Source organism: Rhodanobacter terrae, assembly GCF_042657005.1.
Taxonomy (GTDB): domain Bacteria; phylum Pseudomonadota; class Gammaproteobacteria; order Xanthomonadales; family Rhodanobacteraceae; genus Rhodanobacter; species Rhodanobacter terrae.
In genome coordinates, this window is record NZ_JBHSNG010000045.1 from 1 (window position 1) to 16,118 (window position 16,118).

At 64.2% G+C, this 16,118-nt stretch carries 14 protein-coding genes and 1 other RNA gene; 9 read left to right on the forward strand and 6 right to left on the reverse strand.

The features are described 5' to 3' along the window. Both ACFPPB_RS19630 and ACFPPB_RS19635 read left to right on the forward strand, forming a co-directional pair. The coding region (locus ACFPPB_RS19630) for a beta strand repeat-containing protein (RefSeq protein ID WP_377330240.1) at window positions 1-2,728 on the forward strand (2,728 nt) is incomplete at its 5' end. Next, window positions 2,721-3,884 (forward strand): hypothetical protein, encoded by a 1,164-nt coding sequence (locus ACFPPB_RS19635; protein ID WP_377330242.1) that lies wholly within the window; start codon window positions 2,721-2,723, stop codon window positions 3,882-3,884. The genes ACFPPB_RS19630 and ACFPPB_RS19635, both read left to right, overlap by 8 nt. A gap of 171 nt (window positions 3,885-4,055) precedes the next feature. On the opposite strand, the gene tssA is transcribed toward ACFPPB_RS19635, so the two are convergent. Beyond that, on the reverse strand, window positions 4,056-5,099 hold the full coding sequence (gene tssA, locus ACFPPB_RS19640; protein ID WP_377330262.1) for a type VI secretion system protein TssA: 1,044 nt from the start codon (window positions 5,097-5,099) through the stop codon (window positions 4,056-4,058). A 379-nt stretch (window positions 5,100-5,478) separates the two neighbouring features. On the opposite strand from tssA, the gene ACFPPB_RS19645 reads away from it, so the two are divergent. Both ACFPPB_RS19645 and ACFPPB_RS19650 read left to right on the forward strand, forming a co-directional pair. Beyond that, window positions 5,479-5,727 carry a hypothetical protein gene (locus tag ACFPPB_RS19645; protein ID WP_377330244.1) on the forward strand — a complete coding sequence of 83 codons (249 nt, stop codon included), beginning with the start codon at window positions 5,479-5,481 and terminating at the stop codon, window positions 5,725-5,727. Between the two features lie 168 nt (window positions 5,728-5,895). Beyond that, on the forward strand, window positions 5,896-6,549 hold the full coding sequence (locus ACFPPB_RS19650) for a response regulator (protein ID WP_377330246.1): 654 nt from the start codon (window positions 5,896-5,898) through the stop codon (window positions 6,547-6,549). Window positions 6,550-6,636: 87 nt separating this feature from the next. Here ACFPPB_RS19650 and ACFPPB_RS19655 read toward each other — a convergent pair whose 3' ends face one another. Further along, the gene (locus tag ACFPPB_RS19655) at window positions 6,637-9,852 is read right to left on the reverse strand and encodes an Rne/Rng family ribonuclease (protein WP_377330248.1); all 3,216 of its coding nucleotides are present in this window, start codon (window positions 9,850-9,852) and stop codon (window positions 6,637-6,639) included. A 333-nt stretch (window positions 9,853-10,185) separates the two neighbouring features. Here ACFPPB_RS19655 and ACFPPB_RS19660 point away from each other — a divergent pair, with 333 nt between their 5' ends. Next, window positions 10,186-11,184, forward strand: coding sequence for an RluA family pseudouridine synthase (locus tag ACFPPB_RS19660; RefSeq protein ID WP_377330264.1), 999 nt, complete (start codon window positions 10,186-10,188; stop codon window positions 11,182-11,184). Here ACFPPB_RS19660 and ACFPPB_RS19665 read toward each other — a convergent pair whose 3' ends face one another. After that, window positions 11,185-11,526: a 4a-hydroxytetrahydrobiopterin dehydratase gene (locus ACFPPB_RS19665; protein ID WP_377330250.1), complete on the reverse strand. Its 342-nt coding sequence runs from the start codon at window positions 11,524-11,526 to the stop codon at window positions 11,185-11,187. Between the two features lie 154 nt (window positions 11,527-11,680). Here ACFPPB_RS19665 and ACFPPB_RS19670 point away from each other — a divergent pair, with 154 nt between their 5' ends. Further along, a complete protein-coding gene (locus tag ACFPPB_RS19670) occupies window positions 11,681-12,289 on the forward strand; it encodes an NfuA family Fe-S biogenesis protein (protein WP_377330252.1) in 609 nt (202 codons plus the stop codon). 86 nt (window positions 12,290-12,375) lie between these two features. Here ACFPPB_RS19670 and ACFPPB_RS19675 read toward each other — a convergent pair whose 3' ends face one another. Next, window positions 12,376-12,738, reverse strand: a complete 363-nt coding sequence (locus tag ACFPPB_RS19675; RefSeq protein WP_377330254.1) for a c-type cytochrome — start codon at window positions 12,736-12,738, stop codon at window positions 12,376-12,378. Window positions 12,739-12,756: 18 nt separating this feature from the next. Beyond that, window positions 12,757-13,080, reverse strand: coding sequence for a c-type cytochrome (locus tag ACFPPB_RS19680; protein WP_377330256.1), 324 nt, complete (start codon window positions 13,078-13,080; stop codon window positions 12,757-12,759). A 306-nt stretch (window positions 13,081-13,386) separates the two neighbouring features. On the opposite strand from ACFPPB_RS19680, the gene ssrA reads away from it, so the two are divergent. The 3 genes from ssrA (at window position 13,387) to ACFPPB_RS19695 (ending at window position 15,748) form a co-directional block, all read left to right on the forward strand. Continuing rightward, window positions 13,387-13,741, forward strand: a transfer-messenger RNA (tmRNA) gene (ssrA, locus tag ACFPPB_RS19685). 164 nt (window positions 13,742-13,905) lie between these two features. Then, window positions 13,906-15,126 (forward strand): tyrosine-type recombinase/integrase, encoded by a 1,221-nt coding sequence (locus ACFPPB_RS19690; protein WP_377330258.1) that lies wholly within the window; start codon window positions 13,906-13,908, stop codon window positions 15,124-15,126. 91 nt (window positions 15,127-15,217) lie between these two features. Continuing rightward, on the forward strand, window positions 15,218-15,748 hold the full coding sequence (locus ACFPPB_RS19695) for a hypothetical protein (RefSeq protein WP_377330260.1): 531 nt from the start codon (window positions 15,218-15,220) through the stop codon (window positions 15,746-15,748). Between the two features lie 282 nt (window positions 15,749-16,030). On the opposite strand, the gene ACFPPB_RS19700 is transcribed toward ACFPPB_RS19695, so the two are convergent. Next, a complete protein-coding gene (locus tag ACFPPB_RS19700) occupies window positions 16,031-16,081 on the reverse strand; it encodes a hypothetical protein (protein WP_377330265.1) in 51 nt (16 codons plus the stop codon). Window positions 16,082-16,118 lie beyond the last annotated feature (37 nt).

Genomic DNA, 16,118 nt, shown 5'->3' on the forward strand with positions numbered 1-16,118 from the left:
AGTGATCACGGCCGGCACGCTGACGGGCAGCTCGACGGGCGACACCACGCTAGACGGCGCCAACCTGATCGGCACGCTGGGCGCCTTCAATGCAGCCAGCTTCAGCCTGACCAACGCGCAGGCGCTGGCCGTGAATGGCCCGCTGACGGTCCCGGGCACACTGAGCCTCACCACGACCTCCGGCGCGCTTACGCTCAATACCGACCTGGCGGCCAATGCGCTCGCGCTCACCTCGGCTTCCGACCTGGCCCTGGCGCACAACCTGACGGCGGCCACGGTATCGCTCGACTCGGGCGGCAGCATCACGCAGTCTGCGGGGGCGATCACGGCCGGCACGCTGACGGGCAGCTCGACGGGCGACACCACGCTAGACGGCGCCAACCTGATCGGCACGCTGGGCGCCTTCAATGCAGCCAGCTTCAGCCTGACCAACGCGCAGGCGCTGACGGTCAACGGCCCGCTGACGACCACGGGCGGCACCGGCAGCATTCGCCTGGTCACCACCAGCGGCGCACTCAACGTCGACCAGGATCTCAGCGGCGGCGCGATCACGCTGAGTTCCGCCAGCGATCTGGCGCTGGCCACCAACGTGGCCAGCCGGAGCCTCACGCTGGTCTCGGGCGGCAACATCACCCAGAACGGCGGTGTGCTCAGCGCGGACTCGCTGTCCGGCAGCGCGGCCGGAGGCGCCGCGCTGAGCGGCAGCAACCAGATCGCCACGCTGGGCGCCTTCAGCAGCGGTAGCGGATTCCTTCTCGACGATGCCCGCGCCCTGGTGGTGACGGGGCCGGTCACAGGTGGCAATGGCGCGGTATCGCTGGGTACCACCGCCGGCGCGCTGACCATCAACGGCACGCTCGGCGGCACCGCCATCGATCTGTCCGGCCAGGATGGCCTCGTCATCAATGCGGCGACCAGCAGCGGCGCGGGCGACACCACCCTGGCGTCCGCGGCCGGTGCGGTCAGCGAAGGCAGCAACGGCAGCGTCACGGCGGCCAACCTGTCCGGCAGCGCGGCCGGAGGCGTCTCGCTGGGCGGTGCCAACCAGGTGGCCACACTGGGCCATTTCGGCAGCGGCGGCAACTTCAGCTTGAACGATATCGGCACGCTCACTGTGAACAGCCCGCTGGACGTCAACGGCGGTGCCGGTGACCTCAGCTTGACCACCGCCGGCAACACCTCCGACCTGATCCTGGCTTCCGACCTCAATGCGGTGAACGTGATGCTGAGGTCCGGGCGCGACATCAAGCAGACCGGTTCGGGTATCACGGCGACCACTCTCAGCGGCAGTTCGGTCGGCGACGCCGTGCTCACGGGAGGCAACCACATCGTCACGCTGGGCATTTTCAGCGCGGCCGACTTCAGCTTGAGCAACGGCCAGTCGCTGGCGGTCAACGGGCCCCTCACCACCACCAACAACCAGGGCAACCTCAGCCTGACCACCACCAGCGGCCAGCTCGCGATCAACGCTGCGCTGGCCGGCAACGCGGTCACGCTGGGATCGGCCGGAAACCTCGTGCTGTCCAGTCCGATCAAGGGCAACGCGGTCGTCTTGAATTCCGGCGGGAATATCAGCCAGAGCGGTGCGAGCGCGATCTTCGCCGGCATGCTGAGCGGGCAGTCGTCGGGCGACACCATGCTCAACCAGGCCAACCAGGTCGGCACGCTGGGAGGGTTCCGCGCTGCGGGCTTCAGCTTCACCAACGGCAGTGCGCTGAACGTGGCCGGGCCGATCGACGGCGGCACGAGCGTATCGCTCACCACCACTTCCGGCGATCTGGCGATCAACGGCGCGGTGAACGGCATCACGACCACCTTGCAGTCGGCGGGCGGCATCAACGAGGGCAGCAGCGGCGCGATCACTGCTGCCACGCTGACGGGCCGCTCGGGCGGTGCCGCCTCGCTGCTCGGGGCCAATCATATCGATACGCTCGGCAGCTTCAGCGCTTCCGCTTTCGGCCTCTCCAACGCGCAGTCGCTCACCGTTACCGGGCCGCTCGATGGCGGCAGCAGCACTACGCTCGCCACCACCGCGGGTGATCTGGCCATCGATGGTGCGGTGAGCGGTACGCAGACCACATTGCATTCGGCTGGAATCATCAACGAAGGCCGCGGCGGCACGATCACCGCCGGTACGCTCAGTGGCAGCGCCACCGGCATCACCACGCTGGGCAGCAGCACCCAGCCGGTGGCCAACCGGATCGGCACGCTGGGCAACTTTTCCTCGACCGCAGGCTTCAGCCTGACCAACGCCCAGACGCTGACACTCGCATCAGTCGGCGGCAGCAGCTACAGCGTGGATGCGGGCACAGCGGCGCTGTATCTGGCCGTCACCGGAGGCGATCTGCTGGAGCAGGGCCAGACCCCGGTGTACGACGGGCTAGGCACGTTCTCCGCCACCGGCAAGATCGGCTCTCCCGACTTGCCCGTCTACGTGATCGGCACCGGCGACCAGACCGTTGCCATGGTCGGCGAGCCGCCTGCCTATTTCTATGCGGTGGACCGCCAGGGCAACATCCTCCCCCTGGTGGGTGAGCTGAGTGTCAACGTACCCACTTCGTTGTTCACCAGCCGCGCGCAGAATGCCAACAATCGTGGCGATGCCTACATCGATCCCAGCGTGATCTCCGCCAACTACCGTTCGTTCGGCATCGTGCCCTCGGGCATCCTGTTGCCGGAGGATCAACAGCGGTGCCAGCCGGAGCTGGAGGATTGTTCCAATGAGTGATTGCAGCGACGTGCCGGGATGGTCATGGCGCACGGGGCACGCCGGCTTCGGTTGCGCGATGTTCGCGCACGTGGCCTGGCTGGTGACGCTGGCCTTGCTGCTGGCTGTGACGGCGCAGCCTGTGGCTGCGCAGATTGCCCCGCGCCTGACTGGCGAGGTCGCCATCAGGGAGCTCGACGCCGCCTCCGTGGCGCTGGCCGCGCGTGCAGCCGGCCAGCCGGGAACTTCGCTCGACGCCGCCAGCCGGCAACTCAAGGCGCTGGCCGTGTCCCTGCATGAGTCGCTCGGTGGGGACATCGGCAAGCCGGTGGAAACCATCGGCGGCGAGCCGCGTGCACGGGTGCTGCGCGCGCATGCGGCAGCCTTGCGCACGCAGGATTTTCTGAAGTCGTGCGGCGCTTGTACGGGCGTCGATGGCGGCGCCACAGCCGCCGCGCTGGCCGCAGGCATCGACGCTCTCGCCAAGGCCGGCCAGGTGGCCAAACTGGTGCCGGTCATCGATACGGTGGAAACGCTGGATCATCGGCCCCTGTTTGCGGTGCGCCAAGGCGGCAAGTCGTCGGGTCTGGCGTTGAATGGCGTGAACCTGGCGGACACCCAGTGCGCCGATCCCCGCATCACGGCCACCGATGCCGGCGGCAGGCCGCTCGCGAGCCAGCCGACGCTCATCGGCGTGCTGGCGACCCGGCTGGAGCTGCACTGGCCCGAGGTAGCGACGCTTCCCGCAGGCCCGGTGGTGCTGCACGTGGTGCCGCAGCACAAGGTGTTCCTGCTGGGTTGCACGACGTTGCCGGAGGCTACTGCGACCTTCCAGGTGACGCCGCCGGTGCACTTTGCCGTGGCCTATGAGCTTTCCGCCAGCTGCGCCAGCGGCCAGACGGTGCTGGGTCGTGGCACGATGCCGACGATCGAGGGTTACGGCAGCACCGCCACGCGCGCCATCGACACCGCATCCTGCACGGCGCCGCGAAGCTATACCGTGACGGCGACGGTGACGCCCGGCGGCAGCGATCCCGTTTCAGTGGGCCCGATCACCCAGAGTGCGGACGCGGCCATTACCGCGGGCCTTCCGGGCGGACTCATCCTGAGCTGGAACCCCATGGTGAAGACACTGTTCGTGCGTTCGGGCGCCAGCCTGTGCAAGGGCGTCGACTGAGCTCGAAGGACCGCTCGCGAAACCCATGCCATCGCACCCGCACCGACTTGCGGTTGGAGTTTCATCCGACTGTCCCGCTTCGCTGCTGTCGATGAGGCTGCGGCCGTCTTGGTCAACCGTGTGCATCGGCCGCGCAGGCATCGGCGTGGCGGGCCGCCTTGGAAGCGGCGATCAGCCGCCCTCTTCGGAGCCGGAAATCGTCCGCAGTTCGCTGATGCCACCCGGCGCCAGGTCCTTCAGCAGATCGAGGAAATTCAGGCCGATCAGGCGCTGTGCGCGTCGCAGCAGCAGCGGTACCGGGCTCGACGGTTCGTTTCTGGCGTAGTACTCGCACAGCTCGTCGATCCGGCGTGTCACATCCTGCGGACTGCTGATGCGTCCGCTGGCGGCAGCCACGGCGGTGGACAAGTCGCCACCGGCGCCATCGGTCGCGCCATCCTCCCCAGCATCCTCGACGGCCTGCGGCATGCGCCTGGCGACCTGGGCATCCAGAAACTTCTTCAGCTCGAACGTATCGGACAGCAGCGGCTTAAGCTCCGGCCCGGCGGTGCCGACCTGAGCACTGAAGATCGCGTCGATCGCCTTGGCATGCTCCAGCGCATCGCTGACCGCCTGTGCGACCTCCAGCAGCTGATCTTCCGGACAGTCCATGCAACACGCTTCGATATCGGTCATGGCGGGCAGGCCGGTGGCATCGTCGCCGAGTTTCAGCGTGCCGTTGGCGATGCGCAGGTCGCGCAGTGAAAAGCGTCCGACGCGCGGCGACTGCACAAACGGCGTGGTGCGGAAATAGCTCAGCACACCAAGCGGGTCGCCAATCGGAACCACGGCATTGACGCGCGCGGTAGGGTCGTTGTCATCCTCGGCGTCGAGTTGCGGGTGGACGCCGTCCCAATAGGCCTCAAGCAACCCCCGGATCAGTGCGAGGCCGCTGGACCAGCCCGGCGCCCCGTGGATGCGCGTCCAAGCCGTGCCCAGATGCACGGCCACGCGCAGATCCTTGGATCGACCCAGCAGCCCTTGCGCAAGCACAACGACCTTGTCCCATTCGGGTTCCTCGGCGGCTTTCACCGCGTCGCCGATGGCGCGCTCGCCCTTCGCTGTCGCAGCGCGATCCAACGCCATGAAGTCGGGGTCGTATTCCAGATCTTCCCCGGCGGGCGAGGCTTCGCTGACGGGCGACAGCAGGGATTCGAGCAGTTCATGGTTCATGATGGCGGCTCACATGGGTGCAGTGACAAGGCCGGGTACGGTGAGAACGGTACCTGCCGGGCTGTGGGTGGATCGGGAACGCCGATACGCCTTCCTAAAGAAGCAGTGCGTTATTTTGAGCCGGAAAACGTCATGTCCGAATCTCCTTCGGATGGGGGATTGGACCCCAATCCGATGCGCCACCCAAAACCGGGAGGACGTCGGACGTGAACCCGCGGTCACCGAAGCGGGGCGTTCGCCGTGATTCCCGCACATGGCTTGTAGGCGCGGGCTGACATAAGAGGCGGTCTTCGGCATGGCACATTGCGCTTCGTCGACGAAGCTCGAGGTGGCATTTGTCTGTCGGGCCGTTGCGGTTTTCGCCGCTGAATAGGGAGCTGGCATGGTGACGATTTTGCTCAAGCAATCGGCTGCAGGCAGCTGGCATGTGTGCCGCTGCCAGATCGTGTTGTTCCGCGACTTGCAGCTGGGATCGGCGATCGGCCTGGCCCGGGAAATGGCTCGCGACGAATACCAACGGCTGGGGCGTCGAGTATGTGTGAAAATGCCCGGCCCAAGTTCCACGATCGTCCTGGCACATTACGCAACGGATGATGACGCCGCACGCGCGGCCTGTACGATGGCAGCCTGAGTTCTCCGCGCTCTTTCCGCCCGCAGCGAGATGGCGGAGTAGGCGTGGACTATGGCGGATGTATGGCGACGAACCATGTCGTGGGGTGCACAGAGGATGTGAATTGCTTGCTTGCAATAGGGTGCTGTGCAGCCTAATTTCAGTAAGCCCAACCAAGGAGGGCGTGAAGTGACCAATGTTGTCCTGGTGGATGATCACGAGCTGGTTCGCACCGGCTTTCGGATGATTTTGCAGCAACAGCCGGATATCCACATCAGTGGTGAAGCAGGTACTGCCGAGGAAGGCCTGCGCCTGATTCGCACGCTGACGCCGGATGTCGCGCTGGTCGACGTGCACATGCCCGGCATGAGCGGTATCGAACTCACCGAACGCGTGTGCCGCTCGAAACTGTCCACGCATATCGTCGTCGTGACGGTGGTCGACGATGCGCGCTTTCCCAAACGCCTGCTCGATGCCGGCGCGCTGGGCTACCTGACCAAGGGTTGCAGCGCCGACGAACTGGTGTCGGCTGTGCGCCAGGTGGCCGGCGGACGGCGTTATCTTGCCCCGGCGGTTGCGCAGCAGCTTGCACTGGCCACCCTCGATGGGAGTAGTTCGCCGTTCGACGTGCTGTCCAGTCGTGAACTGGAGGTGGCGATGATGCTGGTGCGCGGCAAGCCGCTGACGATCATTGGCGAACAGCTCAACCTGAGCCCGAAAACTGTGTCCACCTACAAGCAGCGCCTGATGGAAAAGCTGCATGTGGACCATGTTCTCAGCCTGGCCCACTTGATGACGGTGCATGGGTTGATCGATACGCCGAACCATCACGTGGGTAGCTGACGGCATCTACGGCAGCGGGATGACTGGCGGCAAAAAAAAACCGGACTTGCGTCCGGTTTTTTTTGCTTGAAAGAGCGCAGCGACGACTCAGTCGTGGGAGCCGTTCTCGTGCTCGCCGTTCCCGTCATCGGGCAGAGCGGTCATCGGCTTGCTTTCTTCAGGACTCGGCACGGCCGGTTTCACCGGATGGTTCGGTTGAGCCAGCAGATCGCCCTGCTTCGGCAGCGGAGCGATGGGGCTGGTGCTGGCCGGCTTCTCAGGCATGTCGACCGGCGCGGCCGGCGGTACGAGGTCGGCTGGCTTGCCGGGCTGCTCGATGACCGGGGCCGTCGGCGCTGTAGCTACGGGAGTCGGCCTTGCCACCGGTTGGACATCGGATGCGAGTTCGACGCCGCGAACCGGGGCGGTCTGGTCGATCGGCATTGCCGCCGGCGTTGTTGCAGGCATGACGACCACAGGCGCGGGGGTGATGGCATCTGCTTGTGCGCCAGCATCGTCAGGGCTGACGACAACTGCGGATACGATCTGCGGCGTGCTGCTGATCGGAGCGGGAGCCGTTGCCGCCGCAGCGGCGACCTTGACGACGTCGTGTTCGTGGTCGGCATCGGCCGCTGCCGATTTCGCCCGATCGGGGATCGGCGGAAGCGTAGGCAGGTTGAAGGCCGTCACGGTGGGTGCGGCAGCATTGACGATAGCGGCGATCGGTGCAGCTGTCGGCTTCGGCGGGTTGTCCGCAGAAGGGGCTGCTGCGACTTTTTCGAATGGCTGCGAGGCAGCCGGATAGGGAACTTCGGCAGCGTGCGCCGACTCCTGCGCCGGAGTGCCGTTATCCATCACGCCGACTACCGTCGCAGCTGCCGTACCGACGGCAACAGACTCACGCAACGGTTCGCTGCGGATAGCCGGCTTGGCTGCCGTAGCGGCGCCTGCGGCTTCGTCACGATCCTCATCATCGAGCGCACGTGCCTGCGCGGTGTCGACTGCCGTTCCGTTCGGGGCCGCCTCGTCATGACGGCGGCGGCGACGGCCACCGCGGCGACCGCGGCGGCGGCGCGACTGACTGCCATCCGCGTCGAGGGCGTCATCGGCGGATTCCGGTACCGCCGATTCGGCCAGCGGCGTGAGCAGCTCGGCTTCCTTGGCTGCTTCGTCCAGCGGTGCGGCGAGCGGACGTTCGCTGGCAGCGGGGCGGGGCTGCCGCTCCGCTTTCGGCTGCGGCGGACTGGGCTTGCGCTCGGTTCGTGCCTGGTTGTTTTCGGCCGCAGCGGGCTTGGGTTGACGTTCCTGACGTTCCGCCCTTGCAGTCTGCGCTTGGGCCTGCTGCTGCGGCTGGCGCGACTGCGCCTCGCTATTGCCTCGCTGGCGATTGTTCCTTGCTTGCTGCTGCGCACCGGCTTTGGATGCATTCTGCTGCGCCGGTTCGCGCCGCGGCTGGCGCGACGAAGATGTGCTCGAGGTACTGCCGGCGCGGGTGTTGCGTTCGTCGCGGCGACTGCGGTTGCTGCTGTCGCGATCGCTGTCATCGGTACGTTTCGGAGCTGGGGTCGGAGCCGCGGCCTCGGCGCTGCGGAACCAGCCCAGCAAGCGCGAGATGACGCCACCCGTCGGTGCCGCGCGGGATGCGGTCGCCGCAGCGGGCTGCTGGCGACGTGCAGCCGGTGCAGCAACCGCAACCGGCGCGGCGATTTCCTCACGCAGCGGAGCAGGGCTGGACGGCACGATGCCGCTCACTGCGGGCTGTTCGCCGCTGCCGAGCGCCTGGCCCATCTTCGGCAGCTCGGCGGTTTCCACCGTAGTCAACCGCTCGTAGCTGGGCTTGCTGTGCTCGCCCATGTCCGCTTCACGGATACGCTGGATCTCGATATGGGGAGTCTCCAGCTTCTCGTCGGCGACGATCATCACGTGCACCTTGTGGCGCAGCTCGATCTCGACCACGCTGGCGCGCTTCTCGTTGAGCAGGAAATTGACCACGCTGGAGGGCGCCTGCACCAGCACCTGGCCGGTGTTGTCCTTCATCGCGTGCTCTTCGATCAGGCGCAGGGTCGACAGCGACAACGATTCCACGCCGCGGATATGGCCATGGCCTTCGCAACGCGGGCAGACGATCTGGGTCGCTTCGCCCAGGCTGGGACGCAGGCGCTGGCGCGACATCTCGAGCAGGCCGAAGCGCGAGATGCGCCCGATCTGCACGCGGGCGCGGTCCTGCTTCAAGGCTTCCTTCAGGCGATCTTCCACTTCGCGCTGGTGCTTGGGGCTGTCCATGTCGATGAAGTCGATCACGATCAGGCCGCCGGCGTCGCGGATGCGGGCCTGACGGGCGATTTCCACCGCGGCCTCGCAATTGGTGTTGAAGGCGGTCTCCTCGATGTCGCTGCCCTTGGTGGCCTTGGAGGAGTTGATGTCGATCGCGGTCAGCGCTTCGGTCTGGTCGATCACGATCGAGCCGCCCGAGGGCAGGCGTACCTGGCGATCGAACGCGCTCTCGATCTGCGTCTCGATCTGGTAACGGGTGAACAGCGGGGTGTCGTCCCTGTACAACTTGAGCTTGCGCAGGGCGTTCGGCATAACCTGCTGCATGAAGTCGCGCGCATCGTTGTACAGCGACTCCTCGTCGATCAGGATCTCGCCGATGTCGCTGCGCAGGTAGTCGCGCAGGGCGCGGATGAACAGTTTGGATTCCTGATAGATCAGGAACGGCGCGCGCTGCTTGCTGGCGGCTTCGGAAATCGACTTCCACAGCTGCAGCAGATAATCGAGATCCCACTGCAGTTCTTCGGCGTCGCGGCCCAGGCCGGCGGTGCGCACGATCAGGCCGACATCGTCGGGTACGGTGACGTGTTCCAGCGCTTCCTTCAGTGCCTGCCGGTCCTCGCCCTCGATCCGGCGCGAGACGCCGCCGGCCTTCGGGTTGTTCGGCATCAGCACCATGTAGCGGCCGGCCAGGCTGATGAACGTGGTCAGGGCAGCACCCTTGTTGCCGCGTTCTTCCTTTTCCACCTGAACGACCACTTCCTGACCTTCCTTGATCAGTTCGCGGATGTTGGACTTGTGCGGGTCCAGGCCCGGTGTGAAGTACTCGCGTGAGATTTCCTTCAGCGGCAGGAAGCCATGCCGCTCGGCTCCGTATTCGACGAAGCAGGCTTCGAGCGAAGCCTCAACACGAGTAATTCGACCCTTGTAAATGTTGGACTTTTTCTGTTCCCGCGAAGGGATTTCGATGTCCAGGTCATAAAGGTTTTGGCCATCTACAATGGCCACGCGCAACTCTTCACGCTGAGTCGCGTTGATCAACATACGTTTCATGGTGGTAATCCTCGGCTTGGCCGCGCGTCGCGTGCCGCGGTGGCGCCTCAATGGCGGCCTGCCGGGGATCGCGCCGCTGCGGTTAAGCGGCAAAAAAACGGCACCGTTTCCGGTGTCGGGATGATTCGGTCAACTACGCCTGCCGCCTCCGATACCTCATGGCATCGGACAAACAGCAGCCCAAACCGTTACGATGAAAGGGAGCCGCGACCGGCCGCCAAGGCAACCGGCGCAATCCTCGCCGACGTTACGGGCAGGCACTCGACCCGATCCAGACATCGATGGGCAGAATGTAGCGCCCGCCGAGTATCCTATTTCAGCAGGTTTTTTTCAATGCAGACGGCAACTTCCCATGACGCACCTCACGGTGTACGTCAAGTCGCGATCGGCCCCGAGCGGGATGGTCAGCGCATCGACAATGCGCTGGTGACCCTGCTGAAAGGCGTGCCCAAGAGCATGATTTACCGGCTTTTGCGCACCGGTCAGGTGCGCGTCAACGGCAAGCGGGCCAAGCCGGATACCCGTCTCGCGGACGGTGATACGCTGCGCATTCCTCCGGTGCGGGTAGCTGAACGGCCCGAGGGCAACGCACCCGCCGGTGGCCTGGTGGCCTCCGTGGCCGATGCCGTCATTTTCGAGGACAAGCATTTCCTGGTCATCGACAAGCCCTCCGGCGTGGCCAGTCACGGCGGCAGCGGGGTCAGTCATGGCGCGATCGAACTGCTGCGCGCGGCCCGGCCGCAGGAACACCTGGAACTGGTGCACCGGCTCGATCGCGATACCAGCGGCGTGCTGGTGTTTGCCCGCACGCGGGCCGGGCTGACCGGCCTGCAGGCTGCGATACGTGCCGGTGAAGTCATCAAACAATATCTGTGTCTGATGCTAGGCCACCCGTCCAAGGCGAAGTTCGATGTCAATGCGCCGTTGCTGAAATCCGTGCTGCAGGGCGGCGAGCGGATGGTGCGGGTTGCCGAGAACGGCAAGCCGTCACTCACGTTTTTCCGTGAAATGGAGCAATACCCCAGCGCCCGCCTGATGCTGGCCACGCTGGGAACCGGTCGTACCCATCAGATCCGCGTGCATGCCGCACATATCGGCCATCCGCTGGCCGGCGATCCGAAATATGGCGATCACGAGATGAACAAACGCTTCCGCGACATGGGTCTGAACCGGTTGTTCCTGCACGCCTCGCACATGAGCTTCGATCTGGATGGGCGTTCCTACAGTTTTTCCGCTCCGCTGCCGGATGACTTGAAAGACTTCCTCGACGTGCTGTCGGTGAAGGGCAAGCGGTTGCTGTGGATGAAGGAAAAGTCGCGCACGGATTTCTGATCAGCGCGCCAGCAGGGCCTCGGTTCGTGCGGCACAAATGAAGTCGTTCAGCGATAGGCCGCCCACGTCGTGGGTCGACCACAGCACCTGACAATGGCCGTAGCCGGCTTCAAGGTCGGGGTGATGATCCTCTTGATTGGCTATGAAGCCCACCGCATTGATGAAGCCCAGGGTGTGGTGGAAGTCGGCGAACTTGAAGTCCTTGATGATGGCCAGGCCATCGTCCCGCAGTCGCCAGCCCGGCAGTTGCGGCAGCAGCTCGGCTGCCTGCGTGGCGTCCAGCGCCTGCTCCTTGCCTTTGCGCGGTTGGCAATGTTCTGCGGCCAGATCGTGGGCGTTCATGTTGATTTCCGTGTGGATGAAAGTCTGGAACGTGAAGGGTCGGAGTTGCGCGCGCGAATGTCAAAGCGCGCAACAGATGAAAAACAGTACTAAAATGGTGCTGATTCACCGGCGAAGTTCGCCGGCACCTAGGGTGGGCGGTACTGGAGCAGTCATGATCGATATTTCCGAACGCGCGCAGCAGCACTTTCTGCGGCTTCTCTCACAACAAGGCATCGACGGGCTGAGCATTCGCCTGCGCGTGACGGCGCCCGGTACAGCAGCGGCCAACTGCGAGCTGGAGTTCTGCGAACCGGCCGATCTTGCCGGTGGGGAATGGACGATCGAATGTGTTGGCTTCAACTTTCACATCGATGGCGACAGCGCCAGCTGGCTGGACGATGCCACCATCGATTTCGAACCCAATGCCACCGGCGGCCAGCTCAATATCCGTGCGCCGAAGATCAAGGGCAACGTGCCGGGCACTGGAGCGGGACTGGTCGAGCGGGTGCGCTACGTGCTCGAGGCGGAGGTGAATCCGAAACTGGCTTCGCATGGCGGCCGGGTCACCTTGCTGGAGGTCGATGCCGACGGCGCCGTGCTGCTGCAGTTTGGCGGGGGGTGCCATGGCTGCGGCATGGTCGACGTGACGCTCAAGCAGGGCGTGGAAAAGACCTTGCGCGAACGTGTGCCGGAGATCACCACGGTGCGCGATGCGACGGATCACGCCGGCGGCGAAAAGCCGTATTACAGCAAGCCCGAGGGAAAGTCCGCGATCGCCTGAGTCAACTGCGGTCGTGGCAACACGCCAGATGCGCAAAGGCCCGCCGAAGCAGGCCTTTGCGTGTCATGCGTGGGACGCGAACAGGCCTACTTGCTCGCGCTGGCTCCACCGACATGACCTTGCAAGTTGTCCAGCCTGGTCGGAAGGCTGGAAAAATAAGCGGCAACGTCTTCGATATCCTGATCGGACAAGGTGGCCACCATGCCCTTCATGATCGGGTTATTGCGCTGACCATCCTTGTATTCGTGCAGCACTTGCTGCAGATACAGGTTGTACTGGCCGGCGAGGCGCGGATATTGCGGATCGACCGCGTTGCCGTCCACACCGTGACAGGCAAAGCAGGTGGCGGCCTTTTGCTTGCCGTTCTCGGCGTTGCCGCTGGCCAGCAACTGGGTGGAGGCGAACGCCAGCAAGGCGCCGAACGAAAGCAGGGTAAGCGCACGTTTCATGCGGAAGGTCCTTGGCAACTACTTGGCGAGGCTGGAAAGATAGGCGGCGATGTTCTGGATGTCCGTGTCGGACAAACTCTGCGCCTGCGCACCCATGGTCGGGTGCTTGCGCTCGCCACTCTGGTAGCCGTGCAGCGCATTGATGATGTATTGCTCGTTTTGTCCGGCGATCTTCGGCACCGGATATTGCGGGTACGCATTGGTGTAGCCGGGTACGCCATGGCAACCGGCGCACGTGTAGATCAGTTCGCGTCCGGCAGCCTTGTCGCCTTCAGCGTGCACACCGGTGGTGGCGAAGAAGACGGTGGCCGCGGCCAGGCCAAGCAATTGCAGTCGAGTCATCGAGATCATTCCCACGAGTACGGCGGGTACAGAGTGATATAAGTCGCCAAGTATAGACGTTGCGTCAGTACGTGAACAACACTCCGGTCTGATATGGGCAATGTTTGTGCAAGGCTTCGCCGGGCAAGCGATGTGCGGTTGTCCTGGCGCGCCGCGGCATCCTCGCCAACGGACGGAGAGCCCGCGGGAAATTTCATGGGCTGATTCGTGGATGCTGTCGTGCGCAGCTTTGCCTGCAATGCGAGAGGCACCATTGATGCTTTGCCCGTCGGCCCCATATACTGACGCGGTCGTATCGTTTTCCCCGGGGGTGTTCTGGCTTCGACGGGGGTAGTGAGATGACTTGGTGCATGTCGAGGGGGCAGCTTTCCTCGTTAATCCAGCAGCAAACTTCTAGTTGCCAACGACGACAACTACGCTCTCGCCGCTTAAGGCGTAAGCCCCGAACCCACTTGTGCTCATGCTCGTCGGTGTAGGGTCATTATCATGAGATCGCCGAACGCTGCCGCCTGGCGGTTCTAGGCTAAATCAATCAGGCTGGTTCCGCGGTGCGCCTTGCCCATCGTGCTTGTCGCGGAACGAGATCGAACGGTGAGCTAAGCATGTAGATCCGGGCATTTAACACCTTCGGACGCGGGTTCGACTCCCGCCACCTCCACCATTTTAAGCTCCAACGCAGTCCAACGAAGGCCGGCAACCCTAGCAACAGCAACGGTTCCGGCCTTTTTTGTGCCTGAATACCGTCCAGCCGCATCCATTGCCATCCGGGGGTAACAGGGGGTAACTTCAGGGGTAACAGACTTACCCCCGCAAGGTGTTACCCCCATGCCTTTATCAGACACAGCCATCCGCAATGCCAAGCCCGCCGACAAGCCGCAGAAACTCGCGGACGGTGGTGGCCTGTACCTGCTGCTGAATCCGAACGGCTCGCGCTGGTGGCGTTTGAAGTACCGCGTTGGGGGTAAGGAAAAGCTGCTCTCACTGGGCACTTACCCTGATACCGGCCTGAAGGATGCCCGCGACAAGCGCGACGCGGCCCGCAAGCTGCTGGCCGCTGGCGTCGACCCCGGCGAGCAGCGCAAGGCCAGCAAGGCCGCTGGCGAGGAACGCGCGGCGAACAGTTTTGAAGTGGTGGCGCGCGAGTGGCACGCCAAGCAATCGGCAACGTGGGTGGAGCTGCACGCCAGCCGGATCATGCTGCGATTGGAGAATGATGTTTTCCCGTGGCTGGGCAGTCGACCGATTGCCGACGTTACGGCAAAGGAATTGCTGGCAACGGTGAACCGCATTGTTGACCGTGGCGCAGTCGAGTCCGCGCACCGAGTGCTGCAAAACTGCGGGCAGGTGTTGCGCTATGCCATCGCCACCGGTCGCGCCGAACGCAACCCGGCGGCTGACCTGCGCGGCGCGCTGCCCCCGGTCAAGCAAACCCACCTAGCCGCGATCATCGAACCGGCAGCCATCGGCGGCTTGCTGCGCGCGATGGACGGCTATAACGGCTCGCTGGTGACGAAATGCGCGCTACGGCTGGCGCCACTGGTATTCGTGCGACCCGGCGAACTGCGGCAAGCGGAGTGGGCGGAGTTCGATCTGGACGGCGCGCAGTGGAACATCCCCGCTGAGAAAATGAAGATGCGCGAGCCGCACCTAGTCCCGCTGGCGCCGCAAGCCGTGGCGATCCTGCGCGAACTACATGCACTGACCGGGCGAGGGCGCTATGTGTTCCCCAGCGGCCGGAGTTCGCAACGGCCGATGAGCAACAACGCCGTGTTGTCGGGATTGCGCCGCATGGGTTACGCCACCGACGAAATGAGCGGACACGGTTTTCGTGCAATGGCGCGCACGGTGCTGGACGAAGTGCTTCACTTCCGTCCCGACTACATCGAACACCAGCTTGCGCACGCGGTAAAAGATCCGAACGGCCGTGCGTACAACCGCACGGCGCACCTGGCCGAACGTCGCAAGATGATGGCGGCATGGGCGAACTATCTGGACACGCTGAAGGTCGCCGGCAATGTCGTGCCGATCAAGCGCAAAGCAGGCTGACACGTTCAACGCCGCGCCTAGGCTGATCTCCGAACACCGGGCACCTTCCCCGGCTGGCGCGGCACCAATTGAAGGGCGTAGAGGTGTGCGCGTGGAACTTCCACCGTTGTCCGCTGAGGACTTGAAGCAGCCCGATGAAAAATTAGGGTGGTGGCTGGTATCGACATGGATAGGCCATCACGCGCAACGGGCAGGCTTTGCACTGGATGCCATACCGCCTGAATGGGCCACGCGGCTTGTTGAAGAAACCGCCAAGATGGATTCCGAGTCGGTAGCTAACGCGCCACTGGAAAGCGCATTTCGGAAAGCGTGCGGGGGAGATATGGCAGCGGCGGGACGTATGTTGCGCGCGTACGTGCATAGCGGTGCTGTGGCGATGGTGAACGAAAAATATGCTGCTGTCGGAATCAAGCAAACCGTAGGCCGCAAGAAAGGCGGCAAGAAAGCCGCCGCCGTGAATAAGGCAGTCGCCGCTCCGTGGCATGCGAGCTGCGCAGAGAAAGCGCGCGCATTGCTTGAGCAAGGAAAGTCACCCCGTGAACTGACTGGGATGCTCGCGACGCAGTTTCAACGTGATGTGACCACGATCCGGCGGGTGCTGAAAAAAGCGGGCGTGAAGTAAGCGCGCGCCCGTTTCCATGTTCAATATCCATGACCGTCTACCCCAACAAGGAGCGGTCATATGTCATCCGAAGTCATCGCATCACGCGCTTACCTGCGCGTCTCTGAAATAGCCAACAACCGCCGCACCGGCGCACCCGGCATCATCCCGGTATCTGCTGCGACGTGGTGGGCGTGGGTGAAGGCTCAAAAGGCACCCCAGCCGATCCGGTTATCTGCTGGCGTCACAGTCTGGCGATATTCCGTAAGCGCCCGCCCACCGCACCTTGATGTTGACCGAAGCCTATGCCAGCGGCAGCAAAGATGCGATGTCGCGATCTTTGGTGGTGGGCAGGCGAGTGAGGGTGTCGGTGAGCCAGGCGTGGGGCTCG